General features: G+C 62.9%; 26 protein-coding genes and 1 pseudogene. 13 read left to right on the forward strand and 14 right to left on the reverse strand.

The features are described from left to right. Positions 1-2: 2 nt before the first annotated feature. Positions 3-467, forward strand: coding sequence for a MarR family winged helix-turn-helix transcriptional regulator (locus X727_RS162870; protein ID WP_023672426.1), 465 nt, complete (start codon positions 3-5; stop codon positions 465-467). A 28-nt stretch (positions 468-495) separates the two neighbouring features. On the opposite strand, the gene X727_RS162865 is transcribed toward X727_RS162870, so the two are convergent. Next, positions 496-1,674, reverse strand: a complete 1,179-nt coding sequence (locus X727_RS162865; protein ID WP_023833489.1) for an MFS transporter — start codon at positions 1,672-1,674, stop codon at positions 496-498. A 199-nt stretch (positions 1,675-1,873) separates the two neighbouring features. Here X727_RS162865 and X727_RS162860 point away from each other — a divergent pair, with 199 nt between their 5' ends. Next, entirely contained in the window at positions 1,874-2,230 is a 357-nt protein-coding gene (locus X727_RS162860) for a helix-turn-helix transcriptional regulator (protein WP_023683780.1), read from the forward strand. A 20-nt stretch (positions 2,231-2,250) separates the two neighbouring features. Here X727_RS162860 and X727_RS162855 read toward each other — a convergent pair whose 3' ends face one another. Further along, a complete protein-coding gene (locus X727_RS162855) occupies positions 2,251-2,721 on the reverse strand; it encodes a nucleoside deaminase (RefSeq protein WP_023833490.1) in 471 nt (156 codons plus the stop codon). Positions 2,722-2,899: 178 nt separating this feature from the next. Between X727_RS162855 and X727_RS162850 the strand changes: the two genes are divergently transcribed. From X727_RS162850 to X727_RS162835, 4 genes are all read left to right on the forward strand, one after another. Beyond that, positions 2,900-3,676: a metallophosphoesterase family protein gene (locus X727_RS162850; RefSeq protein WP_023672422.1), complete on the forward strand. Its 777-nt coding sequence runs from the start codon at positions 2,900-2,902 to the stop codon at positions 3,674-3,676. Between the two features lie 247 nt (positions 3,677-3,923). Then, positions 3,924-4,976, forward strand: a complete 1,053-nt coding sequence (locus tag X727_RS162845) for an SH3 domain-containing protein (RefSeq protein ID WP_245274107.1) — start codon at positions 3,924-3,926, stop codon at positions 4,974-4,976. A gap of 234 nt (positions 4,977-5,210) precedes the next feature. Continuing rightward, positions 5,211-8,714, forward strand: coding sequence for a carbamoyl-phosphate synthase large subunit (gene carB, locus X727_RS162840; protein ID WP_023833492.1), 3,504 nt, complete (start codon positions 5,211-5,213; stop codon positions 8,712-8,714). Between the two features lie 77 nt (positions 8,715-8,791). Next, positions 8,792-9,616 (forward strand): IS5 family transposase, encoded by an 825-nt coding sequence (locus tag X727_RS162835; RefSeq protein WP_081726028.1) that lies wholly within the window; start codon positions 8,792-8,794, stop codon positions 9,614-9,616. 15 nt (positions 9,617-9,631) lie between these two features. Here the strand turns inward: X727_RS162835 and X727_RS1000000166010 are convergent, their stop codons facing one another. The 5 genes from X727_RS1000000166010 to X727_RS162820 form a co-directional block, all read right to left on the reverse strand. Beyond that, complete coding sequence (locus X727_RS1000000166010) at positions 9,632-10,744, reverse strand: DNA methyltransferase (RefSeq protein ID WP_081726029.1); 1,113 nt, start codon at positions 10,742-10,744, stop codon at positions 9,632-9,634. Beyond that, positions 10,744-11,445, reverse strand: coding sequence for a DNA methyltransferase (locus X727_RS1000000166015; RefSeq protein WP_081726030.1), 702 nt, complete (start codon positions 11,443-11,445; stop codon positions 10,744-10,746). Before X727_RS1000000166015 ends, X727_RS1000000166010 begins: the two co-directional genes overlap by 1 nt. Positions 11,446-11,656: 211 nt before the next feature. Beyond that, positions 11,657-12,049 carry a RidA family protein gene (locus tag X727_RS162830; RefSeq protein WP_023833494.1) on the reverse strand — a complete coding sequence of 131 codons (393 nt, stop codon included), beginning with the start codon at positions 12,047-12,049 and terminating at the stop codon, positions 11,657-11,659. A gap of 238 nt (positions 12,050-12,287) precedes the next feature. Beyond that, positions 12,288-12,752 (reverse strand): cupin domain-containing protein, encoded by a 465-nt coding sequence (locus X727_RS162825; RefSeq protein ID WP_023672418.1) that lies wholly within the window; start codon positions 12,750-12,752, stop codon positions 12,288-12,290. A gap of 303 nt (positions 12,753-13,055) precedes the next feature. Beyond that, a complete protein-coding gene (locus tag X727_RS162820; protein ID WP_023691533.1) occupies positions 13,056-13,607 on the reverse strand; it encodes a DUF4142 domain-containing protein in 552 nt (183 codons plus the stop codon). 330 nt (positions 13,608-13,937) lie between these two features. Here X727_RS162820 and X727_RS162815 point away from each other — a divergent pair, with 330 nt between their 5' ends. Beyond that, positions 13,938-14,276 carry a hypothetical protein gene (locus tag X727_RS162815; protein ID WP_023833495.1) on the forward strand — a complete coding sequence of 113 codons (339 nt, stop codon included), beginning with the start codon at positions 13,938-13,940 and terminating at the stop codon, positions 14,274-14,276. A 287-nt stretch (positions 14,277-14,563) separates the two neighbouring features. On the opposite strand, the gene X727_RS162810 is transcribed toward X727_RS162815, so the two are convergent. Together X727_RS162810 and X727_RS162805 are read right to left on the reverse strand one after the other, a co-directional pair. Further along, entirely contained in the window at positions 14,564-15,052 is a 489-nt protein-coding gene (locus X727_RS162810) for a GNAT family N-acetyltransferase (RefSeq protein WP_023833496.1), read from the reverse strand. 5 nt (positions 15,053-15,057) lie between these two features. Next, entirely contained in the window at positions 15,058-15,987 is a 930-nt protein-coding gene (locus X727_RS162805) for a lytic transglycosylase domain-containing protein (protein ID WP_023833497.1), read from the reverse strand. Between the two features lie 177 nt (positions 15,988-16,164). Here X727_RS162805 and X727_RS162800 point away from each other — a divergent pair, with 177 nt between their 5' ends. After that, positions 16,165-16,746, forward strand: a complete 582-nt coding sequence (locus X727_RS162800) for a methylated-DNA--[protein]-cysteine S-methyltransferase (RefSeq protein ID WP_023833498.1) — start codon at positions 16,165-16,167, stop codon at positions 16,744-16,746. Between the two features lie 163 nt (positions 16,747-16,909). Here X727_RS162800 and X727_RS162795 read toward each other — a convergent pair whose 3' ends face one another. After that, positions 16,910-17,236: a hypothetical protein gene (locus X727_RS162795; RefSeq protein WP_023748190.1), complete on the reverse strand. Its 327-nt coding sequence runs from the start codon at positions 17,234-17,236 to the stop codon at positions 16,910-16,912. A 298-nt stretch (positions 17,237-17,534) separates the two neighbouring features. Here X727_RS162795 and X727_RS162790 point away from each other — a divergent pair, with 298 nt between their 5' ends. Both X727_RS162790 and X727_RS162785 read left to right on the forward strand, forming a co-directional pair. Continuing rightward, positions 17,535-17,747, forward strand: a complete 213-nt coding sequence (locus tag X727_RS162790; protein ID WP_015316174.1) for a cold-shock protein — start codon at positions 17,535-17,537, stop codon at positions 17,745-17,747. A 233-nt stretch (positions 17,748-17,980) separates the two neighbouring features. Then, positions 17,981-18,181, forward strand: coding sequence for a hypothetical protein (locus X727_RS162785; protein ID WP_023748189.1), 201 nt, complete (start codon positions 17,981-17,983; stop codon positions 18,179-18,181). Positions 18,182-18,282: 101 nt separating this feature from the next. On the opposite strand, the gene X727_RS162780 is transcribed toward X727_RS162785, so the two are convergent. Beyond that, positions 18,283-19,143 carry an EAL domain-containing protein gene (locus X727_RS162780; RefSeq protein WP_023833499.1) on the reverse strand — a complete coding sequence of 287 codons (861 nt, stop codon included), beginning with the start codon at positions 19,141-19,143 and terminating at the stop codon, positions 18,283-18,285. Then, positions 19,140-20,039, reverse strand: a complete 900-nt coding sequence (locus tag X727_RS162775; RefSeq protein ID WP_023671963.1) for an EAL domain-containing protein — start codon at positions 20,037-20,039, stop codon at positions 19,140-19,142. Before X727_RS162775 ends, X727_RS162780 begins: the two co-directional genes overlap by 4 nt. Before the next feature lie 274 nt (positions 20,040-20,313). Between X727_RS162775 and X727_RS162770 the strand changes: the two genes are divergently transcribed. Then, positions 20,314-21,516 (forward strand): pyridoxal phosphate-dependent aminotransferase, encoded by a 1,203-nt coding sequence (locus X727_RS162770; protein ID WP_023671964.1) that lies wholly within the window; start codon positions 20,314-20,316, stop codon positions 21,514-21,516. Positions 21,517-21,576: 60 nt separating this feature from the next. On the opposite strand, the gene X727_RS162765 is transcribed toward X727_RS162770, so the two are convergent. Continuing rightward, positions 21,577-21,972, reverse strand: a complete 396-nt coding sequence (locus X727_RS162765) for a cupin domain-containing protein (RefSeq protein ID WP_023833500.1) — start codon at positions 21,970-21,972, stop codon at positions 21,577-21,579. 48 nt (positions 21,973-22,020) lie between these two features. Further along, positions 22,021-22,572, reverse strand: coding sequence for an isoprenylcysteine carboxylmethyltransferase family protein (locus tag X727_RS162760; RefSeq protein WP_023833501.1), 552 nt, complete (start codon positions 22,570-22,572; stop codon positions 22,021-22,023). A 146-nt stretch (positions 22,573-22,718) separates the two neighbouring features. On the opposite strand from X727_RS162760, the gene X727_RS162755 reads away from it, so the two are divergent. After that, positions 22,719-23,579: an alpha/beta hydrolase gene (locus X727_RS162755; protein ID WP_023671967.1), complete on the forward strand. Its 861-nt coding sequence runs from the start codon at positions 22,719-22,721 to the stop codon at positions 23,577-23,579. Positions 23,580-23,826: 247 nt separating this feature from the next. Further along, positions 23,827-25,954: pseudogene (locus tag X727_RS1000000165470) on the forward strand (elongation factor G). Positions 25,955-26,340: the final 386 nt, after the last annotated feature.

Genomic DNA, 26,340 nt, shown 5'->3' on the forward strand with positions numbered 1-26,340 from the left:
TGATGAGCAAGACCGCGCTGCCGGGATTTAGCCTTTGCAACAACGCCACGCTGCGGCGGGCCGCGCGCAAGCTCGGCCGCTTCTATGACGATGTAATCTCGCCTTCGGGTCTGAAGGGCACGCAGTACGGCCTGCTCTACCAGATCCATGTCAGCAACGAGCCGGCGATGGGCACGATAGCCGAAGCGATGGTCATGGATCTCTCGGCGCTCGGCCACACGCTGAAGCCGCTGATCCGCGACGGCTATGTCGACACCTTCGCTGACAAGGACGATCGCCGCGTCAAGCGGGTGCGGCTGACCGACCAAGGCCTGGCCAAGCTCGAGGAGACGACGAAATTGTGGACCATTGCCCAGCAGCGCTTCGAGGCGCTGGTCGGCCCGCAACGAGCGGCAGATCTGCGCGCTATGCTGGATGAAGTCGCGGCGCTGGACTACGACGTGCCCGCGGCCGCCCCTTCAAGCTGAAAGAGCGGCCGCCAGTCACTGCAAAGGTCTATTCCGCCGGCATGGCGACCGGCCGGGCCGCCCAGCGGCCGGCCAGCACCACGCCAAGCCCGATCAGCGGGAAGATGGCGGCGACCAGGCCGAGATCGGCCGGCACGCCGTAGCGCAGCACGGCGCCGCCGACCACAGCACCCAGCGCCACGCCGAGATAGAGGGCCGAAGCGTTGAGCGACAGCACGATCGGGGCGGCGTCGGGCGCCAGCTTGATGATGCGGCTGGCCTGCGCCGGCGGAAATGCCCAGCCGACCATGCCCCACGGCACCATCATGGCCATCAATGCCGGCCCGGCGAGATGCTGCGGCAGGAAGGTCGGGATGACCGAGAGCATCACCAGCATGACGGCGCTCAGCGCCAGAGACCAGCCGACGGTGCGCGTCGCACCAAAACGGTCGGCCGCCTGGCCGCCGGCTATGTTGCCGATGACGGCGCCGACACCGAAGGCGAGCAGCATGCCGGGGAGCGCAATCGGGCTGAGGCCGCCGCTCTGGATGGCCAGCGGCGCGATATAGGAAAACACCGAGAAGGCGCCGATCAGGGCAAGAGCGGTGGTCAGCAGGATCGGCATGACGCCGGGGCGCAGCGCCGCAGCCAGCCGCCGACTGAGCGGCAGCTTGGTACCGACAATGCCGCGCGGCAGCCGGTACCACAGGATGGCGCCGACCAGCGCGCCGAGCCCGGCAATGGCAAAGAAGGTCCCGCGCCAGCCGGCTATCGTGGCAACCAGCGCGCCGAGCGGTGCACCGAGCGCAACCGCCACCGTGGTTCCGCCGACGACGACGGCAATGGCCCGCGCCCGGTGGTGGTCATCGACCAGCGCCACCGCCGTGCCTTGAGCGGTAGCGGCAAACAGGCCTGACGACAGCGCCATGATGATGCGGGCAATGAGCAGCAGCTCGAAGGACGAGCTCAGCGCCGCCACCACATTGCCGATGACGAAGAACGCCAGCGTCCACAAGATGACGCGGCGCCGGTCCCATTCGCCGGTCAGCGTTGCCAGGATCGGCGTGCCGATGGCGTAAGCCAGCGCGAAGGCGGTGATCAGCGTGCCGGCGAGCGGAATGGAAATGCGGGCGTCGGTGGCGATGTCAGGCAGCAGGCTGGAGATGACGAAGCCTTCGGTCGAGATCGTGAACGATCCGAGCGCAAGCCAAAAGAGGCGCTTGTCCATAGGGCGTGTCCTTAGTTCAAAAGTTATTGAACAATTGGACATAACAGGGCGTGATGTCAATGAAGCCAGACGAAAATAGCTGAAGCCTGCTGACAGCCCTGTGTCAGGACAGCCATTGGGCCAATCGCGAAGCGGACTGTGCATGCCCGCGAAACATGGACGCGTTGAAATCGCCACCGACTGTGCTTAGTTTCGGGCCATGACTTTGCCGCACCCCAATACAGACCAGATCAGCCTGCCGGTCGTGCTCGGCGTGCTTGGCGACCCGACCCGACTCGCCATCGTGCGCTATCTCGCCAGCAAGGAAGGCGTGCCGCTGAACTGCAGCCGGTTCCTCGACCTCGGCTCCAAGACCAATCTCAGCTATCACCTGGCCAAACTGCGCGAGGCCGGCGTCACCCGCGCCGAAGTGGCTGGCACCAACCGGATGATCACGCTGCGCCGCGCCGACCTCGACGCCCGCTTCCCCGGTCTGCTCGATAGCGTGATTGCGGCGGCCGGAGATGATCCGGCACTGCCCATCGTCGGTGGCCACGACATCGAAATGCCGGCCTAACCGGTTTAGAAGTCAAGGTCCTAGCGCTCCCAAAAACCGATATGCGGGGCGAGGAGCTCCTCGTCCATCTCGGGGAAAGGGCCGTGGACATCGACCGGCTTCTGCCCGGAGCCGAGGACTGTGCGCGACGAGAGGTTCATCGTCGGATTCTCGGCGTGGTCGCCAGTCAGCGCGAGAAGCTTGGTTTCCTCGAAGCCGTAGACCAGCCGGCCGATATTGGCCCAGTACAGCGTTCCCGTGCACATCGCACAGGGCTCGCCGGTTGTGACCAGCGTGCAGGACCAGAGGAATTCCGGCGGATAGGCGTCCGCGGCACGCCGGGAGAGCTCGGTTTCGGCGTGGCGGACGGTGTTGATGTTGCCTTGCCGCATCAGGATGCGATCGTCGGGGCCGACGAGCACGCAGCCGAAAGGATGGTGCCCGTGCGCGGCAGTCTCGCGCGCGACATCATTGGCGGCGCGAAGGTGGGCAACCATCTGGTCGCGGGTCATCGCCTGTCCTCCCCCGGATGAACTCTGGAGCGGCGTGGACGCTAGCAGATGGAGTGCTTCCGCGATAGGCGGGGCTCCCGGCTGTCTCAAACGATCTCAAGGGCTTGATAATGAAGGCAGCGGCTTGATAGGAAGCCGGGCCGCAAGCCTCAACGGGCTGCACCAAGGAGCCCGCCGCATGCGCATTGCCGTTCTCGCCGACATCCATGGCAATGTGCTGGCGCTGGATGCCGTGCTCGCCGATCTAGCGCGGCGCGGCGGCGCCGATCTCACCGTCAACCTTGGCGACTGTGTCTCCGGCCCGCTCTGGCCGCGCGAGACGTTCGAGCGGCTCGAAGCGCTCGACCTGCCGACGGTGCGCGGCAACCATGACCGCCGCGTCGCCGTCGATCCGGCCGACGATATGATGTGGGCTTCAGACCGCTATGCGCAGGAACGGCTGACATCAGCGCAGCGCGAAGCCCTGCTCGCCCTGCCCTTCACGCTGGAGATTGTTCCCGGCGTAGTCGCTTTCCATGCGCGGCCCGACCATGACGAGAAATACCTGCTCGACGCGATCGTCGATGGCCAACTGGTGCGCGCGCCGCTTGCCGCTATTCAGCGGCGGTTGCAGGCGCTGGACCCGGCCTGCCGCATCGTGCTGTGCGGCCACAGCCACCGCGCGGAACTGGTCCGTATCCCCGGCGGCCCCTTGCTCTTCAATCCCGGCAGCGTCGGCGCCCCCGCCTATGAAGATGACACGCCCCCGGCGCATGTTTCGGAGCAAGGCAGCCCGCATGCGCGCTACGGCATCCTCACCTTGGATGGCGATGGTCCAGACCGTTTCGAGACCATCGCCGTCGACTACGACCACGAAGCGGCGGCGAGACAGGCCGCACAGGCGGGCCGACCGGAATGGGCGCATGCGCTGAGGACCGGCTTCATGCCCAAACCCTCTTGGCAAGGCTCCGCTTGACCGCACGGCTGCGTCCTGCTTCCGCCTCGCGGCACCAAACATCGGACGCATTTTCAGACTTACATGGCCGCGTATCGTCCCTTATAAAACCGCCTTGGCTTACGGCGGATTGCTGCCGCAAGGGTAATCGGCGCACGGCCAAATGATGAGGCGCACAATCCGAACCATTTTGCATCGACTGACTGGCGCTCCGCTCCTGCGGGCAGCCCGGTTGTTGGCGGGTCCGTTGGTGGTGGGCCCGTTGTTGGTGAGCTTGCCGGCCAATGCCGAGGACGCGCCTGCTGACATCGTTTCCATAGTGACCGAGCTCGGCCCAGGCGATCTCCTCAACATCCGCGCCACGCCGTCGCCGGTCGGCAGAACCCAGGCGCGTCTGCCGATCGGCTCGAGCGTCAGGAATTTCGGCTGCAACGAAGTGGACGGCCACCGCTGGTGCAAGGTCGAGGAGATCGACAATCCACTGGTCAAAGGCTGGGCGCCCGCGCGCTATCTTATCCCCGACAACCCGACCGTGGTCGAAGTTGACGCCGCGCCGCCCCAGGTGACCGCCAGCGCTGAAGCCGGCGGCCCGGCGCTCGCGCCCGACATGCCGACGCAGCCGGCCGACGTGGCCGCAGCGCCCCCGACAACTGCACCCGCCGCCTCTGCCGCTCCGGCTGCACCCACTCAGCCTCCACCCACCCCGGCTGCACCCGAGCCGGCCCCGCTCGACCTGACGGAGCGCCTTGGCGGCACGGATCCAGGCGCACCGAAATCCGCCGCCGAGATCGGCAGGACCGCCATGCAGGATGCTTACGGCCTCGCCTTCGCAGCCAATGAAAGCCCGAGGACGGGCGAGATCCCTGCCACGGAGGCTCCGGCGACGGAGGCCACAGGGACGCCGGAACTCGCCGCCGCCGCGTCTGCGGGAGCAGCGCCGGATACAGCGTCCGCGCCGGGGGTACTATCCCCGACGCCACGGCCAGATCAGGCCAAAGCTGCGACCGCTACGCAAACCGTTGCACGGCTGGAACCCCCGCCCGCCCCCGGCGCCACGGCCGACATTCCCTGCGCGCGCTATGTCGGTCAGCCGATGACCCGCTGCGCCGTCAACATCGTCCACAATGGCGCCGACAAGGCAGACATCACCGTGACCTGGCCCGATGGCGGCACGCGCGTCATCTCCTTCTCTGCCGGCATGCCGGCCAACTCGGATTCGCCCAGCGAGTTCCGCTTCACAAGGGAAGGCAGCCTCAACATGATCCGGATCGGCGCTGCCGAGCGGTTTGAGATTACGGATCAGCTCGCGCTGGGGGATTAGGTGTTAAGCAGTAGGGATAGGCAATAGACGGCTTAACCTCGCTCCTGCCTAATCCCTGCTGCCTGATCCCTACTGCCTGATCCCTACTGCATAGCCTCATTTTCGGGGTTACATCTCCCAAAACTCTTCCCTATAAGGCCCTCCTAGCCTGATACCAGAATCGCAAGCACAACCGGCCGGGTCTTCCCGTCCCGGTTTTTCGTGCAAGCCGCTCGCCGAACGGAACTCACAACGATGCCAAGACGCACCGACATCAAGTCGATCCTGATCATCGGGGCCGGCCCCATCGTCATCGGCCAGGCCTGCGAGTTCGACTATTCCGGCACACAGGCCTGCAAGGCGCTGAAGGAGGAGGGCTTTCGCGTCATTCTGGTCAATTCCAACCCGGCCACCATCATGACCGACCCGGAGCTGGCCGACGCCACCTATATCGAGCCGATCACGCCTGAAGTCGTCGCCAAGATCATCGCCAAGGAGCGGCCCGACGCGCTGTTGCCAACCATGGGCGGCCAGACCGCGCTCAACACCGCTCTGTCGCTGCGCCGCATGGGCGTGCTCGAGCGCTACAATGTCGAGATGATCGGCGCCGACGCCACGGCGATCGACAAGGCCGAGGACCGGGCGCTGTTTCGCGAGGCGATGAAGAAGATCGGCCTGGAAACGCCGAAGTCGATGCTTGCCAATGCCACCGACGTCAAGAACGCCGACCGCAAGACCCATGAGGCCGAGCGCGCCGCCGTCAAGGCCGAGGCGCCTGCCGACCTCGATGCCGCGCTCGACGCGCTGGAAACCCGCTGGAACCTCGGCGAAGGCGACCGCAAGCAGCGCTACATCAGCCATGGCATGGCGATTGCCGCCCAGGCGCTCGACCATGTCGGCCTGCCCGCCATCATCCGCCCGTCCTTCACCATGGGCGGCACAGGCGGCGGCATTGCCTACAACCGCGCCGAATTCTACGATATCGTCCAGTCCGGCCTCGACGCCTCGCCGACCACCGAAGTGCTGATCGAAGAGAGCGTGCTCGGCTGGAAGGAGTATGAGATGGAGGTCGTCCGCGACAAGGCGGACAATTGCATCATCGTCTGCTCGATCGAGAACATCGACCCGATGGGCGTGCATACGGGCGACTCGATCACCGTCGCCCCCGCGCTGACCTTGACCGACAAGGAATACCAGATGATGCGCAACGCCTCGATCGCGGTGCTGCGCGAGATCGGCGTCGAGACCGGCGGCTCCAACGTGCAGTTCGCCGTCAATCCGGCCGATGGCCGCCTCGTCGTCATCGAGATGAACCCGCGCGTCTCGCGCAGTTCCGCCTTGGCTTCGAAGGCGACCGGCTTCCCCATCGCCAAGATCGCGGCAAAACTCGCCGTCGGCTACACACTGGACGAGCTGGAGAACGACATCACCGGCGGCGCCACGCCCGCCTCCTTCGAGCCGAGCATCGATTACGTCGTCACCAAAATCCCGCGCTTTGCCTTCGAGAAATTCCCCGGCGCCGAGCCGGTGCTGACCACCGCCATGAAGTCTGTCGGCGAAGTCATGGCCATCGGCCGCACCTTCCAGGAGTCCCTGCAGAAGGCTTTGCGTGGACTGGAAACCGGCCTCACCGGCCTAGACGAGATCGAGATCCCCGGCCTCGGCCACGGTGCCGTGGCTGCCAACCACGCCGACGACCGCAACGCCATCCGCGCCGCGCTCGGCACGCCGACGCCCGACCGGCTGCGCATGGTGGCCCAGGCGATCCGCATGGGCACCTCGCTGGAAGACGTGCACGCCATGTGCAAGATCGACCCGTGGTTCCTCGAACAGATCGCCGGCATCGTTTCCATGGAAGCCCGCATCCGCGAGCACGGCATTCCGCAAGACGCCGTCAATCTGCGCATGCTGAAGGCGATGGGCTTCTCCGATGCCCGCCTCGCCTCGCTGACGAAGACCGACGCCGAAGTGATTGCGAAGATTCGTGAAAAGCTCGACGTTCATCCGGTTTATAAGCGCATCGACACGTGCGCGGCCGAGTTCGCCTCGCCCACCGCCTACATGTACTCGACCTATGAAGTGCCTTTCGCCGGCGCGCTGGCCAATGAGGCGCAAGTGTCATCGCGGAAAAAAGTCGTCATCCTCGGCGGCGGTCCCAACCGCATCGGCCAGGGCATCGAGTTCGACTATTGCTGCTGCCACGCCGCCTTCGCGCTGCGCGACGCCGGCTATGAAGCGATCATGATCAACTGCAACCCCGAGACGGTCTCGACCGACTACGACACCTCGGACCGGCTGTACTTCGAGCCGCTGACGGCCGAAGACGTGCTGGAGATCCTGCGCGCCGAACAGGCCTCGGGCGAACTGGTCGGCGTCATCGTCCAGTTCGGCGGCCAGACGCCGCTGAAGCTTGCCGACGCGCTGGAGAAGGCCGGCATTCCGATCCTCGGCACCTCGCCGGACATGATCGATCTCGCCGAAGACCGCGACCGCTTCCAGAAGCTGCTGCACAAGCTCAACCTTAGCCAGCCGAAGAACGGCATCGCCTATTCGGTCGAGCAGGCCCGCCTTGTCGCCGGCGAGCTCGGCTTTCCCTTGGTGGTGCGCCCGTCCTATGTGCTCGGCGGCCGCGCCATGCAGATCATCCATGACGAGGGCATGCTGCAGAGCTACCTGCTCGACACCGTGCCCGGCCTGGTGCCGGAGGACATCAAGCAGAAATACCCCAACGACAAGACCGGCCAGATCAACACGCTGCTGGGCAAGAACCCGCTGCTGTTCGACACCTATCTCTCGGGCGCCATCGAGGTCGATGTCGACTGCCTCTGCGACGGCACGTCGACCTTTGTGTCGGGCATTCTCGAACACATCGAAGAGGCCGGCATCCACTCCGGCGACAGCGCCTGCTCGCTCCCCGTTCACTCGCTGCCTTCCGAACTGGTCGACGAGTTGGAGCGCCAGACGGCGGCGCTTGCCCGCGCGCTCAATGTCGGCGGGTTGATGAACGTGCAGTATGCGATCAAGGACGGCACGGTCTATGTGCTGGAGGTCAATCCGCGCGCATCGCGCACCGTGCCCTTCGTCGCAAAAACCATCGGGCGGCCCATTGCCAAGATCGCCGCCCGCATCATGGCCGGCGAGAAACTGGAAGACGCCTTCGCCCATTACGGCGCCCTGCCCGACCCCAGGAACCCCGGCCACATCGCCGTCAAGGAAGCCGTCTTCCCCTTCGCCCGCTTCCCCGGCGTCGACATATTGCTTGGGCCCGAAATGCGCTCCACCGGCGAGGTCATGGGCCTCGACCGCGATTTCGCGCTGGCGTTCGCCAAAAGCCAGTTAGGGGCCGGCGTCGACCTGCCGCGCTCCGGCACGCTGTTCGTCTCGGTGCGCGACGAGGACAAGGCCGGCATCCTGCCGGCGGTCAAGCGCCTCGCCGGCCAGGGCTTCAAGGTGCTGGCGACATCCGGCACGGCCCGCTTCCTCGCCGAAAACGGCGTCGACGCCCAGAAGATCAACAAGGTGCTGGAGGGACGTCCGCACATCGAAGACGCCATCCGCAATCGCCAGGTGCAGATCGTTTTCAACACGACGGACGGCCAGAAGGCGGTGTCGGACTCGAAGTCGCTGCGCCGCGCAACGCTGATGCAGAAGGTACCGTATTATACGACGCTGTCGGGCGCCGCGGCGGTGGCGGAGGCGATTGCGGCGTTGAAGGCGGGGAGCCTGGAAGTCAGGCCGCTGCAGGAGTATTTTGCCTGAGGAGCGCCTAAGAGACCGTTTTGAAAATCGGCTTGCCGGGGGTTTCGTCTGAGGCTGGGTTATGATTCAAGCTTTAGATGTGGACAAAGCAGAGCCGTGGCCGGATGGCCCAGATCGCCAAGAAGACCAAGCGCTACCCGTCTGATTTGACGGACGAGAAGTGGGAGCAGTTCGCACCGCTGATGCCCAAACCTGGGCGTCGCGGCCGTCCGCGCGAGGTTGATTTCCGGGAGGTGGTCAACGCCGTGCGCTACCTGGTCCGCTCGGGTTGCGGTTGGCGGATGCTGCCGATCCATTTCGGACCCTGGCAAACGGTCTACGGCTGGTTCCGCGAGTTGGCTCGGCGCTTTCTGTTCCAGACCATCCACGACGTGGCGCTGATGCTGGATCGCGAACGAGCCGGGCGCGAGGCCAGTCCCACGGCTGGTGTGATCGACAGCCAGTCGGTCAAGGCTCCGCAAGCTGAAACAAGGGGTTATGACGCCGGCAAGAAGATTGTCGGCCGCAAGCGACACATTGCCGTGGATACGGATGGGCGGCTGTTGATGGTCAATCTCACCACCGCCGACATCTCCGACAGTGCCGGCGCTCAGGCGATCCTGGATGGTATCCGCAGGCGCTGGCCCTGGGTGAAGCATCTGTTCGCCGACGGCGCCTATGACCGGCTGAAGCTCATGGACAAAGCCACCTATCTCGACTTCGTGGTCGAGATCATCCGTCGATCCGACGACCAGAAGGGCTTCCAGATCCTGCCCCGCCGCTGGGTCGTCGAGCGGACCTTCGGCTGGATGACAAGATGGCGCCGCCTCGTGCGCGACTACGAGCAGCGCATCGACGTCTCGCAAGCCATGATCCTTGTCGCTATGGGCGGCAATCTCATCCGCCGAAACGCTCATCCGTGAATTTCAAAACGGACTCTAAGCAACCAACCCCTTTATAGCTCGCCGTAGCGGTTCAAATTCCAGTTCTGATTGTTTAGTTTTTAACGGCAGTTTCTTGCCAGTAATCGGAAGCAGAAGATTGCGCTGACGAAGCAGTTCAGAAGACGGTAGGGTCGGCCGTTTTTGAGACAACTTGTCCGACCTTCGCCCTGCCTCTGCCATTGTGACAGTAGTGTATAGCAATGGGCAATCTATACCGTTGCCTGAAAGCAATTCATCGATAGTCTTAATTTGAATGCGAGGATGTCGCCCTTGCGAACTTTCAAAGAAGCCGGCGGTAGCTGCCTCGCGTTCCATCTGTGGTGTAGGCGGCGTCAGACAGATGAAAACGCCCATCTCAGCTTGCTCGCGCTCAACTGTCCCACGCAATTCTCTTATCATGGCCGGGTTGAGGTTCTTCCCAGCTTTGACCGATATGATACCCGTTCCATCAGTTTTGCTGTCCATCTTGAAAAAGAATTGTCCATCCACTCCCTGATCGCCACCCTTACCGTAGCGGGAATGCGCGCCGACCAACGCAACAGCCCAAAACTGGAATTGAAATTTGTCGAGATCGGCCAGAGCCGCGGCATCTTCGGTAGTCTGCGGGATACCGCCAACCACATACTGGGCGGAAGGAAGGTAATGCCGGATCCTATCATTTATGACTTGTATCGCCGGAAATGTGACATCAATGCCAATCCAGTGACGCCCACCCTTTTCCGCTGCATGTACGGCAGTGCCACAGCCACAGAATGGATCGAGTACTATATCGCCGGCGTTGCTCGATGAACGAATAATTCGTTCTAGAAGAGAAATCGGCTTCTGTGTTGGATATCCAAGCCTTTCTTTAGAGCTCGGTGGTTTTATATCATCCCAATTGTTCTGCAGCGGGACACCTGGCATCTCATCAAGATAACGCTTATAGCTAGGCATCCCCGATGTCGCGTAAGCTATTCTACCGCTCTCTTCGAATTTGACCATATTTTCGTAAGAGTAAGCCCAGATCCGCTTGCCATAGGGAATCTTGCCATCATACTCCCACATCGGTTTCGGAGACTTATAACTGTCCGTAAGGTCGGCAACCCAATTTCCACCAAGTGGGCGCATTATGCGCCATTCATAGCGAGTATCTCCGCCGGGCTTAGCCGCAGTAAGGTCGCTAAGGCGATATCGACGGGCCGCGTTTCCATCTGTATACTTATAGAAATCCGCAATGTATTCACATCATATTCAGTGTATTGCCAATTCCAAGTCCATTCAGCCGCGCTCTTCGAGTAAAATAGAATAACGTCTCTGATATTGCCGTATTGCCTCCTACCCTGTTTTGCATCGTTGTGTGCAGAGGATCGCTTCCAGCTTATTTCCGTTCTAAACGATATTGGGGAAAATATGCTGTCAAGGATCACCTTTAGATAGTGACTCGCCGTTGGATCACAGTGCAGGTAGAGGCTGCCTGTCGATTTCAGAACTCTGTGTAATTCGATCAAGCGAACACACATCATGCTCAGATAGGCAAGGAGATCATTCTCGCCGAGAGAATTGCGTAGCGCACGCAGCGTCGTTGCCGTTCGCGCTCCCGAGCGCATAACATCGTCGTACGCTTCCTCCGCGGCAATGCCCCAATGCCAAGTATCATCAAACGCCTCGATTTGCGCTTGAGACTTTTTGCCGCCGGGACCTTTGAATAGTATATTGTAACTGGCATTCGAATTAAACGGAGGGTCTAGATAGATCAGATCCACGCTATTAGAATTCACATATCTGCGCAGAATGTGGAGATTATCTCCAAAGAAAAGTTGCCCACTCATAGCGATTGCCCCTGAAATCCCGAGGGCATTATGCCGACAATTACTTCCAAATGGCTAAACGATATAAACCCTATCTGGTTCTTGATAGTGCTAAAAACGAGTATCAATCAAAGGCCGTCGAACAGTGGTGAGAATGTACGATTCCGCCAAGTCATAAAGCAAAGAGCTTGACCTGATTAATCTCCCGAACCAGCAAGGGAGAGCAAACCCCTCACGCCACCGCCACACACTCGATCTCGATATCAAACTCCATCGGCCATGACGCCACCGGCACGAAACTGCGCGCCGGCGGGTTGACGCTGAAATACCGGGCATAGACCCGGTTGATGGCGTTGTAGAAGCCGGAATTGACGGCGTAGATGCGCACCATCACCACGTTGTCCAGCGAGGTTCCGGCCGCTTCCAGGCAGTGCTTCAGCGCCTTCAGCGACGCCTCGGTCTGCGTTTCGATGTCGCCGCGCACCATCTCGCCGGTCACCATGTCCACCGGCGGCGTCGCCGAGATGAACACGAAGCCATTGGCCCTCACCGCCGTCGAGCACGGCAGCCCGAGCGCCCGCACCTTGGCCGACATGACGGGCACTTCGATGACTTCTTTTTTCATGGTGATCTTCCCCTTGTTTGCCAAGCTGGCGCCAAGGCCCCCTCACCCAGCCTCCGCTTCGCTCGGCTGACCTCTCCCCGAGGGGAGAGGAGCCGGTCAGCGCCAGCACTTCCCTCTTCTCCCCAGCGGGGAGAAAGTGGCCGCGAAGCGGTCGGATGAGGGGGCCGGCGCCACCTTTAATCGTGAGGAACTTATCCTGTCGCCCAGCGAACACCAGCGCCGAAGCATGGTCCAGCGCTCACCCCTGCCCCGGATAGGGCATGCCGTCCTTGTGCAGGAACCTGCCATCCGAACTCGGGCTCATCATGTCGATGTCGGAGCAAGTGATGAGATCATCCGGATTGCGCGAGCCGACTTCGAGATAGCGCGCCGTTGTGGACGAGCGGTTGATCATGTGGTGGCCGTTGCCGCTGTTCTTGGCAAAGGTCGCGCAGTCGCCGGCCTTGAGCAGCGTCTCGCCGCCATCCTCGACCAGCACCAGTTCGCCTTCCAGCACATAGACGAGCTCGTCCTCATGGCTGTGCCAGTGGCGCTGGCTGGACCAGCCGCCTGATGGCAATGTCATCAGGTTGACGCCGAAATCGGTGAGGCCGCCGGCATCGCCGAGGCGGTGGCGTGTGCGCTCGGCGCAAGGGGCGTCGAAGGGCGCGGGGTAGCCGGAGCCCTTGCGGACAGGCACGGTGGACAGGTCGATCTTGGGCATGGGAGCTCCATTGAATTGGTGGCGGCAATGTATGTCACTGCCGGCGCACCCACAGAGCCACTTTGCCGCAATGCCTTGCCAACGGCAGGCATCGGCCGTCGCACTCTACGGCGCCCCCCTCTGTCCTGCCGGACATCTACCCCACGAGGAGGGAGATTGGCTGTCGCCTCAGCCTTCGCCAATTTTCACCGTCGCAAGAAAAGCACGGCGCCGACGCTGCTGATCTCCCCACTCGTGGGGAGATGTCCGGCAGGACAGAGGGGGGGGCGCCGTAGAATGCTATTGCTGGCCAGTCACCAGCCCTCAACCCTGATGCGCGGCCGCGAGTTCCTTCACGTGCTTCTCGTGCATCTGCAGCGTCGGCAGCGTCTTCTTGGCGAATTCCTTCATCGCCGGGTCGTCGCCCGAGTTGGCATAGCTGCTGAAAAGGGCAACTGCCTCCTTGTGCGCGTCCGTCTGCATCTGGATGTACTTGGCGTCAAAATCCTTGCCGCTTGCGCTCTTCAACTCGTCGAGCATTGCCTGCTCCTTCGGCTGCAGGGCCGGTCCTGCGGCTTTGGTCGAACCGGTGGTCTGGCCCTGGCTCAGCGCCGCCTTGAACTCCTTTCCGGCTTTGGTGTGGTCCTTGACCATCTGCTTGGCGAATTTCTTGACGTCAGCCGCCTTGGATTTCTCCTCGGCGAGCTTGCTCGACTGGATTTCGAATTCGTTGGAGCTGGGCACGGTCTTGACGAAGGTTGGGGTATCGACCTTGCTGGCGGCCATGGCAGGCGCGACCGCAGTCGAGTTGGCCGCAAGGGCGGCAGGGGCACCGGCGAACAAGGCGACGGCGGCAATGGTGAGAAGCGTTTTCATCTGAGGTCTCCGATTTGAAAATTTCCCTCGGCTAATCAAACGCGGCATTGGCGGCAGGGTTGCGTCCGGAGAACTATTCGTCAGCGACCATCTGCCGAAGAGCCGTCCCGAGCCCCTGGCGGACCAACCTCAGGACAGCACGCCTCGCCATATTGCAGCTGTTCGGTCCAGTTCGGCCGACCCTCAGGCGTGAAATCCATAAGGTTCCACAGGATCTCGCAGATGCCGATGGCGCGCGGATCCTGGTCCCGATGGACGGCGCGGCATTGGGAACCGGTTGCTTTTCCCGCATTGCGTCCGCAGGTTAGGTTTCCGGAGTTGGGGAGACACATGCAAGAGGATGAAGAGATCGATCTGCGCTGCCCGCAAGTGGTAGCCGATAACGCCGCCAAGGGGTTGAAGCTGCGAAGAGAATTCGGCCGGGGCGGCACCGAGATCGGCGTGGCGCGGGCGACGGAACTCAAGAACCGCGAAAAGCTGGCGCCATCCACTATCCGCCGCATGGTCAGCTACTTCGCCCGCCACGAGGTCGACAAGCGCGGCAAGAATTACGGCAATGAAGACAATCCATCGGCCGGCCATATCGCCTGGCTGCTGTGGGGCGGCGACGAGGGCCGCGCCTGGGCGCTTGAGCTCAAAAAGAAGATCGGCAATGCGCCCGATATCTGAGGGCTGCCGTAAAATGACTGGCGGGCCCCAAACCCCCGCCTGGGACCCGCCAAGGAGTGGCTGAACACATGCCGGTGCAGCCGCCCCACATCTGCCAGTCGTCGATCCGCCATCGGTCGAAAGGCATGGATGGTGAGGTAGCATCCGGTTGCGGCGGCCAATGTGAAGCAGTTCACAATCCGGAGGTTTTCAACAGCGCTCGAGCAATTCCAGGAAAGGTGGGAACCGGTTTTCCCGGGAAAAGCGCGTAGCGTTTTCCCCAGGGAATTGCGGCAAGAAAAAAGCCCTTACCCTTCCCAGGCGACAGGCATCATTCCCAGCCGCTCGTAGAGCCGGAGCGCGGCGGCGTTCTCGACCGTGTTGGTCTTGAGGTCGACATGGGCCGCGCCTCGATCGCGAAAGGTGTTGAAGGCCTGCCACATCAGCGCTTCGCCAATGCCTTTGCCGCGCGCTTCGGGATGGACCGCGAGGTCCTTGACGAAGGCCCTGGTCCAGCACAGCGCTGCCGCCGCCAGCCGTCCCTTGGCGTCGATGACCAGGAAACACAGCGCCGGGTCGAATTCGGCATCGCTGGATATGCGCGGCCACCATTCGTCGAACGGGCCGTCAGCGCCGTCGTCGAACACCTCGGTCAAAAGCGCGTGCAGGGGCTGCGCGTCACCATGTTCGAAGCAGCGCATGGTAAAGCCGTCCGGCCAGTGCGGTGCAACGAGCGTCTCGTCGAGGATCTTGCGCAGCCGGATGTCGTTTGGAGCCGGCGGGCGCGGTTCAGGCATCGCGCTCAGGCGTCGGGCTGCAGCCGGCGGCGCTTGCGGTCGACACCGAGGCCGGTCGCCTCGAGCAGGCCTTTGCGCTTGGCGTCGAAATAATAGCCGGTCTGGTAGAGCCAATCGGCCTTCTTGGCGTTGCCACCCGCCACCAGCCAGGCGCCACGCAGATATTTGACCGCGTATTTCAGATTGGTTTCGGCGTCGAACAAGCCCTTGGCCGGCCCGTCATAGCCCATGCCGCGCGCCGTCGCGTGCTTGATCTGCATCAGCCCCCAATGGCCGTTATTGTAAGCCTTGGGATTGTAGGTGCTTTCGCGGTTGACGACGTGGCGCACCAGATCGACCGGCACCTCGTAGAGAGCAGCGTATTTCTGGATCAGCCGGTCGACGTCGCCGCGCATGCCGGTCGCATGCTCTTCTTCCGGGAGACCGAGCGGCGCGGCGGGAAACTGGCCCAGGGAAGCCGGATTCTGCGGCACGACATAGGCTACCTGCTGCACGCCGGGCATGGCGTTCTGGCCGCCCTTGGCGGTCGCCGGCATGACAAGGCTGGCGGTCGTATATTGCGCCGCGACCGGCTGTCCGGCCTTGGCGGGCGCAGGCGCCTGCCAGGCATTGGCGGCCATCACCGCAGGCGCGGCCGGGGCCGTGGGCGTCGCGCCGGCAAAGGCTGCGGTCGCGGCAACCGGCAGCGCAGCGGCATCGAGCGCTGGCGTGGCCGGCGTCGCTTCGGCCGACTGAACGGGTGTTATGCCCGAGGATTGCGGCAGCACCGAAACCGTATCGGGCAGCGGCACGGTGAAGCCGGCATCGCTGCCGGCAGCGGTCGCGGTTTCGGTCAGCGCAGGCGTGGCCTTCATCTGCGAGGTCGATTGGCAGCCGCTGAGGGCAGCTGCGCCGACGATCACAGAGATCGCGAAAAGGTTGAATTTTGCTGGCAAGCCGCGCGGGTCCGATTTGTCGGTTGTTAAGAAGTCCTTACACCAGCGATTCCTGGTGGGCAATCGGGACCATCTGGTGGTTTTCGGGTGGCGAGAGCCGGGATCAGATGCCATATTGTTCTGCATATGTACCGGTTGGCATCCCGGTTTTCGCCGCTTTGCGGAAAGGAGCGCATCATGGAAACGGCATCTTCGATCACAGCCGGCCACGCAGTGTTAGAAACAGTGATCGGCTTCATGGGCATCGCCTGGAGCGAAAAGGGCCTGATCCGGCTCTGCCTGCCCGAAAGGAGCCGCGAAGCGGTGGAGCGCCGGCTGATGCGGCATGCCGGTGTTGCCGCCAATACCACTGCGAACACTGGGCAGCCGCAATGGGTGGTCGAGCTGATCGCCTCGATCAAGGCGTATGCGTCAGGCGAGGACGTCGATTTCTCCGGCGTGCCGGTCGATCTCGACGGCGTCGACGACTTCCGTCTCGCCATCTACGAGGCGGCGCGGAAACTGCATTACGGCGAAACCACCACCTATGGCGAACTGGCCAAGCGCGCTGGCCAAGCCGGCCTGCCGCGCGAAACCGGGGCAGCGCTGGGCGCCAACCCGGTGCCGCTGGTCATCCCCTGCCATCGGATTCTAGCCGCGGGCGGCAAGATCGGCGGCTTCTCGGCGCCCGGCGGCTCGGCCACCAAGGAAAAGATGCTGGCCATGGAAGGCGTGCGCGTCGGCCCGCCGCCGGCGGCGCAGGTCTCGTTCGGGTTCTAAGAGCTTGAATGGTATGCCGGCTGGGTATGTTGAGATTCAGGTCAGGCCGCACCGAGAACTATGGTCTTCGAGAACCGGAGCGGAGCGTACTTAATGTACGTGGGCGCCGGAAGCGCAGAAGACCATCGTTCGCAGGCCGGCCTCACCCGAATATCAATATGCCCTAATGACGGCGCAGGAAGCGGCGGTGAAAATGGTCGTTCTCGATCCGCTTGCAGAGATAGACCGGGCAGGATTCGGTATCGGCGCTCGGCACATAGGCGCGCTTTCTGACCTCGCCGACATTGCAGAATTGCTGGCTCTGCACATAGCGGTCGAAGAGCGGCAGCCCCGGCACGCGCCTGGACTGATAGCGCAGGATGACCGCGCCCTGGCGGGCGATCGTGCCTTGCACCGTGTCGCAGCTCATACGAGTGGGGTCGTAGCGCGAAATTGCCTGCGCCTCGGCGGCCGCCAGCGTCAGGCAGGCGGCAAGCAGAATGGTTTTCACAACCGTTTTCATGACAGTCTCCCAAAACCGGACTAACGCCGTCGGGCGTCCCGGTCTTCCCGATTGCTCGACGCTTTCATGCGATTGGGGCGGCCTTTGGGCGGCGCCACCGCAACGCCATTTTTCGAGCCATCTTGTTTTTGGTGCGAAACCCGCCTATATCAGCTCCATTGATATTTCGGCCGATCGATCCGGGCCTCGCGATCTTCGCGTTTGCTGACGTCTATCTCCAAAATCTCGATACAAACCGGCTGAACCTCGGTTCGGTCAAACCAAAGCAAATGCGAGGACTATTCATATGGCAACTGGTACGGTCAAGTGGTTCAATGCCACCAAGGGCTTCGGCTTCATTCAGCCTGATTCGGGCGGTGCGGACGTTTTCGTTCACATCTCCGCTGTCGAGCGCGCTGGACTGTCGACCCTGGTCGAAGGCCAGAAAATCAACTTCGAGATCGAGCAGGACCGCCGCACAGGCAAGTCGTCCGCTGGTTCTCTGAGCAAGGCAGCCTGATTTTGCGATAGCGCGCGCCGGACGAGAGTTCGGGGCGCGCGGCAAGTCACGGATGTACTGACGGTCGCGCGAGAAGCGCGCTGGAGCGGAAAGACCCGACAAGCTGGATCAGCAGATAGCTGCCGGCCCGGACTTAAAGCTCCGATCAGGCTACCGAAAATGGGAAGGCGGGATTTATCCCGCCTTTTTGTTTGTCTGGAATTGGACGATGGCCATGCTATTAGTTTCGCCCCATGACCAAGCTCGAACAGATTGAAAGATCCATCGCAGCCCTGAACACCACAGAACTAAAGGCCTTTGCCAAATGGTTCGCAGCGTATCAGGCAGAGGTGTGGGATATGCAGATCGAGGCGGACGCCAAGGCTGGCCGGCTGGATAAGTTTGCCGAGCAGGCTTTGGCTGAACTTCACGCGGGCCGAGTTCGCCCTCTTTGAATGCGCGCTACGGCCGAAGGCCGCAAGCCCAACCGGGCATCGCGCCCGTTGGCGTCCCGTCCGGAACGAGCCGCGAAGCGGCGGCAAGCGTGAGGACAAAATCAGCGCCGCAGATGCAGCGGCACCACCTTGTTGTCGGCGCCAAGCAGCGCCTCGATCGACAGCGGCTCCCGGTTGAAGATCGTGCCGGCCAGCGCCGGGCGGCCGAGATGGAACCCCTGTAGCAGGTCGACGCCGCCATCCAGCGCGACGCGCAGATGCACGGATTGCTCGATGCCTTCCACCAGCACCTTGGCGCCGCGATCGTGCAGCGACGAGACGAGCGGCCGGAAGAAGCGCTCGGCGGCAGCGTGGCGGCAGAATTCGGCGAACCAGCCGCCGTCGATCTTCACAATATCCGGTTGAAGCAGGCTCATCCGCTCCGCGGTCGAGTGGCCGGTGCCGAAATCGTCGATGGCGATGCGGATGCCGTGGCGCCGCATCTCGCGCATCAGCGGGGCCAGCACATTATCGTCGGCCGCCTGTTCGGTGATCTCGCAGACCAGCATGGCGGCATGCAGGTCGAGATCGCCGAGATGCCGCGTCATCAGCCGGATCTCGGCCAGCGCCCGCCCGAGATGATCGTTGATCATCGGGTTGTAATTGAAGAACAGGCCGAGCCCGTCGACGCCGATGTTGCGGAAGTTTTTCAGATGCAGCATCCGGCACATCGTCTCGACAAACAGGCGGTCGCCCGGCGCAACACTGTCGAAGAACATGGCGGGTGCAACCGGCATGGAAGCGCGCTGCGGTTCGATCAGCGCCTCGACTGCAACCGCGGCCAACGCGCCGCCGCGTGGCGCAAAGATCGGCTGGTAGGCGCTCTTCAGCCGGAACGTGCCGTAGACGCCGTATTCGATGCCGACCTCGTCGGCAAAGATCGCTTCGCCGATATCGCGACGCCTCTCGCGCTGCCCGGTCATGGCCCGGTCCTGCGCCCGAACACCCTGCCCGGCCGCGCCGGAGGCGCTGCAGTCGGGCCGGCAGGCGTCTTGCCAGGCTCGGCCGCCGCGACAGACGGCTGCCCATCCTTGCCGAAAGCGCGAAAGCTGGTCGGCGCCAGTTCCGGCTTCGCCAGCACGAAGCCCTGCACCATCGATGCGCCGGATTTCTCGGCCAATTCAAGCTGCCAGCCTTCCTCGATGCCTTCGAACACGGTGCGGATGCCCTGTAGTTCGAAGTTCGTCACCATGGCAGTCAGCAGGGCAAAGCCGGCGCCGGATTCCATGAGCTGCGTGATCCAGTGCGCATCGAATTTGACGATGTCGGGCTTGAGCTCCTTGATGCGGTTGATGTCGGATTCATCGGCGCCGTAATCGTCGACGGCAATGCGAAAGCCATTGGCCCGCAGCGCCTCGACAAAGCTGTAGAGCGTTTCCTGCGACGCCGACTTCTGCTCGGTCACCTCGCACACGATGCGGCGCGGATCGATCCCGGCTTCGTGCAGCACCAGCCGCATGTCGCGCAGCGCGTTATCGGCGATGGAGCGCTCGGTAAACACCGACGGATCGAAATTGACGAAGATCGAAGCTTCTTGCGGCAGGCAGGCGCCGGCGTTGAGCAAATGCAGCGTGCGCGTCAGCGCCTCGATGTGCAGGCGGTCGCCGGCCGGACAGGTGCGGAAGAAGTTCATTGGCGATTGCGGCTCGCCGTCACGAAACGGCCGGATCAGCCCCTCGAACGCTGCGATCGAGAGCTTGCTCTCCTTGAAGGCGAAGATCGGCTGAAAGGCGCTCTGCAGCGTGTAGGGACCCCAGACACCTGAAACGGTGCCGTCATCGTGACGGATGATGTGGGCAAGCCCGGTGCTGCGCGACAAGGGTCCCTCGCTCCGCGAGACAGGCGAAATGGCTGGCGATCCTGCCGTCAAAGGTTTTAGCGGCCGTTGATGAATTTAGTCTTGCTGGGGATAGGCGTCGATTGCAGAGCCCGCAACGCAGAGTGAAACCGTCATGCACGCGCTCCAAAAAGGCATCTTCACAGGTCCTTGAGCCCTGGCTCATCCGACAATGCTTGCACTTGCCGGGTCGATGCGACATGAGAAGCGCCGCAGCTGTTTGCGGTTGCGCCGACCCCTCTGGAGATATCTGGTCATGGCCTTTCTTGCCGACGCCCTTGCCCGCGTAAAGCCTTCCGCCACCATCGCGGTGACGCAGAAAGCCCGCGAGCTGAAAAATGCCGGCCGCGACATTATCGGCCTCGGCGCTGGCGAACCGGATTTCGACACGCCCGACAACATCAAGAATGCGGCGATCGAGGCGATCCGCCGCGGCGAGACCAAATACCCGCCGGTTTCGGGCATCGCGCCGCTGCGCGAGGCGATCGCGAAAAAATTCAAGCGCGAGAACAATCTCGACTACAAGCCCGAGCAGACCATTGTCGGCACCGGCGGCAAGCAGATCCTGTTCAACGCCTTCATGGCGACGCTGAACCCAGGCGATGAGGTCATCATCCCCCGCCCCTATTGGGTGAGCTATCCCGAAATGGTGGCGATCTGCGGCGGCACCTCGGTGTTCGCCGACACCTCGATCGACAATGGTTTCAAGCTCACTCCCGCCGCGCTGGAAAAGGCGATCACGCCGAAGACAAAATGGCTGCTGATGAACTCGCCGTCGAACCCGTCCGGCGCCGCATACACGGAAGCCGAGCTGCGCGCGCTGGCCGACGTGCTCTTGAAGCATCCGCATGTCTGGACACTGACCGACGACATGTACGAACACCTGACCTATGGCGACTTCGTCTTCAGGACGATCGCCGAGGTCGAGCCGAAACTCTACGAGCGCACGCTGACCATGAACGGCGTCTCGAAAGCCTACGCCATGACCGGCTGGCGCATCGGCTATGCCGCGGGTCCCGTCCAGCTGATCAAGGCGATGGACATGATCCAGGGCCAGCAGACCTCGGGCGCCTGCACCATCGCGCAATGGGCCTCGGTCGAGGCGCTCAACGGCCCGCAGGATTTCGTCGCCAGGAACAAGGCGATCTTTCAGGGCCGTCGCGACCTCGTCGTGTCGATGCTCAACCAGGCGCGCGGCATAACCTGCCCGTCGCCGGAAGGCGCCTTCTATGTCTACCCGTCCTGCGCCCAGCTGATTGGCAAGAAGACCAAAGCCGGCAAGATAATCGACACCGACGAGACTTTCTGCTCCGAATTGCTCGAAGGCGAGGGTGTCGCAGTGGTGTTCGGCTCGGCCTTCGGCCTCGGCCCCAACTTCCGCATCTCCTACGCCACGTCGGAGACGCTGCTGGAGGAAGCCTGCGCCCGCATCCAGCGGTTCACGGCATCGCTGACCTGAACTGGCGGCACCGAGACGTGAAACCCGGCTTCGAGCCGGGTTTTTTGTCAGGAGCAGACCTCAGCCGCCACACTGCTCGCTGGTGACCGCTTCCATCCAATCGGCATGGACGCCGTCCAGCGCTTCCTGCATGGCGACGTGGGTCATTGTCGTCTTTGGACCCGCGCCGTGCCAGTGCTTCTCGCCGGGCTCGAACGAGATCACGTCGCCCGCCTTGATCTGCTGGATCGGCCCGCCCCATGTCTGCGCAAGGCCGGCCCCCGCAGTGACATAAAGCGTCTGGCCGAGCGGATGCGTGTGCCAGTGGGTACGCGCACCGGGCTCGAAGCTGACCAGCGTGGCTCTGAGCCGGGCCGGCGCTTCCTTCTCGATGATGGGCGTCTGCAGCACGCGGCCGGTGAAATACTGGTCCGGCGCGATGATGGTCGGCACGCTGCCGCAGGCAATGATCTTCATCTCTGGTGATCCCTAAGTTTGGCAGAACCTACCCTGCCCCGGTGCCGGCTACCACCCCAGCCGGGGCCAGAACAGGCCGGCACGTACGCGATAGTCCGCGTAGGCTCCGGCCAGCGGCGTGCGCGAAAATTTCTTCTCTTCGTCCAGCGCCGCAAACACATAGAGGATAGCGATTCCGGCGATCGGCACCACCGCCCAGATCGACCAGGTCGCGATCCCCCACCCGATCCAGAAGACGATGTAGGACGTATAGAAGGGGTGGCGGACATGGCCGTAGGGGCCGTCGGTCAGCAGGCTGTGTGGATCGTCGGGTGCGAAGGCGAAGCGCAATCGCGCCTTGCGCGACGTGACAATCGCCCACCAGAACAGGGCAGAGCTCGCCAGTTCGACGGCAAGTCCGGTGAGCTTTGCCGAACCCGGCTGCGATTGGATCCAAAGGATGGCGAGAAGGAACAGCGCCGTGGCGATGACCGCCGCCGAAATCACCATGGCGCCTGGAGACATCGCCTGCGATTGGAAATGCGCCCGCATCGACCAGACATATTGGCCAAGCGTCGCGATGCTGCAGATCGAGACAAGAAGATCAAGGACTGGTTCCATTGTCGGGATTCCGCGCGTGATTGCCATGGAGCCAGCGATCGTGCCGGCTATCTCTTAGAAATCCTTTCTTAACCACATGTTTAAAGAACATATAGAGCCAGCGATGCGATGTTGGCGGTCAGGCAAATCTCAAGGTCTAATCCAGCATGAGCATCACTCACCGCACCATCCGCACGCCGCAGGCCGACTTGCGCCTCAGCCAGTCGTCTGGGTCCGGCATGCCCATCGTCATGATCCATGGGTCGGGCAGTTCGCGCGCCGTGTTTGCCCGTCAGTTCGATAGCCCGCTTGCCGACGGCCATCGGCTGATCGCCTTCGACCTTCCCGGCCACGGCGAGTCCTCCGATGCCCGCGACCCGGCGACCGCCTATACGATTACCGGCCTTGCCCAGACCACAGCCCGGCTTCTCGACGCTTTGGGCATCGGCCACGCCATCATCTTCGGCTGGTCGCTCGGCGGCCATGTGGCGGTCGAACTGGCCAGCTTTCACCATGCGGTCAGCGGCCTGGTGCTGACCGGAGCGCCGCCGGTGTCGCGGGGGCCGCTTGGCATGCTGCGCGGCTTTCACGCCAACTGGGACATGCTGCTGGCCTCCAAGAAGGTCTACTCCGAACGCGACATCGAGCGCTTCGAGGCGCTTTGCTTCGGCGATACCGCCAGTCCGTCTTTCCGCGAAGCCATAAGGCGCACCGACGGCAGGCTTCGCGCCGGCGTGGCGCGCAGCATGTTTGCCGGCAAGGGCGCCGACCAGAAACAGGTGGTCGAGCACGCCCCGTTCCCGGTTGCGGTGATCAATGGAGAGCATGATCCGCTGGTGCGGCTGAGTTACTTCGAGACGGTGGCCTATGGCTTGCTGTGGGAACAATGCCATGTCATATCAGGCGCCGGCCATGCACCGTTCTGGGAACGCCCAGACCTGTTCAACCCGTTGCTGTCGCGCTACGCCGAGATGGTGGTGAAGCAGAGTGCAGCCGCCACGCCCACGCGCCGCACCCAGGCAAGCTGAAATCGCCGGACGGTTCTGATCCCGGGGTCTTGCCTCGGCCGCCTGACGGCGCACCGGATTCCTATTTTCCTTGCCCTGCCGGCTAACCCGTGGGACGATGGGCTTGGGCAGGTGGCTAAGAGAAACAACCCCGCCCCGCGACGGTCGAACAGGCCGGCCGCCGCTCACGACAGGGTGCGATCGGCGCAAAACCGTTTCCACTTTTGCTGATCGCACTCCAAGGGCCAAGCCTGAGTGGAGGTCAGCCATGGGTACTCGCGCCGGAGGACGACGCACGGGACCGAAATGCATTGCCATAGTCGGTCCCTTTGCAAGCGGTAAGACGACACTTCTCGAAGCCATCCTCGCCCGTACGGGCGCCATCCCCCGCCAAAATCCCGTTTCATCGGGAAGCACCGTTTCCGATCATTCGCCCGAGGCGCGGGCGCACGCCATGAGCGTCGAGGCGACCTTTGCCACCACCGAATTCATGGGCGAGCAGATCACCTTCGTCGACTGTCCCGGATCGATCGAATTCTCCTTCGAGGCCGAGCCGGTGCTGGCAGCCTGCGATCTCGCGGTGGTCGTCGCCGAGGCCGACGAGAAGAAGATCCCAGCCTTGCAGCTCATCATGCGCAAGCTCGACGATCTCGGCGTGCCGCGCATCCTGTTCCTCAACAAGGTCGACAAGGCAATCGCCGGCGTACGCGATACGCTGAAGATGCTGCAGCCGACGAGCGCGGCGCCGCTGTTGCTGCGCCAGATTCCGCTGCGCAAGGACAATGTGGTGATCGGTTCCATCGACCTGGCGCTAGAGCGCGCCTACATCTACCGCGAATATGCCGAAAGCCAGGTTGCCGAAATTCCAACTGACGACAAGGCGCGCGAACTGGAGGCTCGCTTCTCCATGCTGGAGACGCTTGCCGACCATGACGACCAGTTGATGGAGCAGTTGCTGGAGGAGATCGAGCCGCCGAAAGACGCGGTCTTCGACGATCTGTCCGCCGACCTGCGCGCCGGCGCCATAACGCCGGTGCTTATCGGCACCGCCGAAAAAGGCAACGGCGTGCTGCGCCTTTTGAAGGCGATCCGCCATGACGCACCGGATGTCGAGGCGACGCGCAAACGGCTCGGCGTCCCCGACGGCAATCACACCGTGGTCCAGGTGATGAAGACCATCCACACCGCGCATGGCGGCAAGCTGTCCGTGTCGCGCGTACTCTCCGGCCAGATCGCCGATGCAGCCGAACTCTATTTGTCGAATGGCGAGACGGCGAAGGTCTCCGGCATCTACAAGATGCTCGGCAAGGACCAGTCCAAGCTCACCGCTGCCAAGGCNTGGCGAGACGGCGAAGGTCTCCGGCATCTACAAGATGCTCGGCAAGGACCAGTCCAAGCTCACCGCTGCCAAGGCCGGCGACACGGTGGCGTTGGGCAAGCTGGACGAGGTCAAGACCGGCCAGACGTTGAGTTCCACGAAGGGCGGTATCAAGCCGCTGGTCACGCTTACGCCGCCGCAGCCGGTCTTTGCCTTTGCGCTACGGCCGAAGGAGCGCAAGGACGAGGTCAAAATGTCGGCGGCCATCCAGCGCCTGGCCGAGGAAGATCCCTCGCTCACCTTGCGCCACAACCAGGACTCGGCCGAGACCGTGCTGTCCGGCCATGGCGAGATGCATCTGCGGGTCGTGCGCGAGCGGCTGGAAGGCAAGAATCAGATTCCGGTCGAAGGCCATGCGCCTGCCGTCCCCTATCGCGAGACGATCCGAAAGACGGTGCAGCAGCGCGGCCGCCACAAGAAGCAGTCCGGCGGCCATGGCCAGTTCGGCGATGTGGTGATCGAGATCAAGCCGCTGCCGCGCGGCTCCGGCTTTCAGTTCTCGGACACCATCACCGGCGGCGTCGTGCCCAAGACCTACATCCAGTCGGTCGAAACCGGCGTGCGCGATTATCTGAAATCCGGCCCGCTCGGCTTCCCTGTCGTCGATGTCGCCGTCAACCTCTCCGACGGCTCCTACCACGCCGTCGATTCCTCCGACATGGCTTTCCAGATGGCGGCCAAGCTGGCCATGAAGGAAGGCATGGCGGCCTGCTCGCCGGTGCTGCTCGAGCCGGTCATGAAGGTCGAGATCGTCACGCCGTCCGAAGCCACTTCGAAGATCATCGCGCTGATCCCGCAACGGCGCGGCCAGATCCTTGGCTACGACGCGCGGCCTGACTGGCCGGGATGGGATGTCGTGGAGGCGACCATGCCGCAGGCCGAGATCGGCGACCTGATCATCGAACTGCGCTCGGCGACCTCCGGCGTCGCCAGCTATCGTTGCGCCTTCGATCACATGGCCGAGCTGACCGGTCGGTTGGCCGACGAGGCGATGAACGCCAACGGCAAGGCTGCCTGACAGGCCGAAGGATGATCCGCACAAAAAACGGCGCCCGGATGACCCGGACGCCGCTCTTATTGCGGACCGTCTTCTTGGGAGGAAAACGGCAGGTCCGCCGCACGTATCCGCCGCGCCATGCGGCACTGACAGACGAATAGGTTCGGACGCGGTAGCCGCCTGAGCCCGGATCTTCCGAGTGATGCCCCCATCTCCCGGTCGAACCACACCGCGTCCTATGATCTGCTTAAACGATGAATCGCGCCTGCGGCATGTTACCTGAGGTTACATGTCACTGTTACGCGGCGATTTTGCTCGATTTTTCGCTGGCTACGGCAGGCCCGGAAACAAAAAAGCCGGATCAATGAAGATCCGGCTGAGTTTGATTGGAAGTGCCTGTTAAGGCT

Source organism: Mesorhizobium sp. L103C105A0, from assembly GCF_000502215.1.
Classification (GTDB): Bacteria; Pseudomonadota; Alphaproteobacteria; order Rhizobiales; family Rhizobiaceae; genus Mesorhizobium.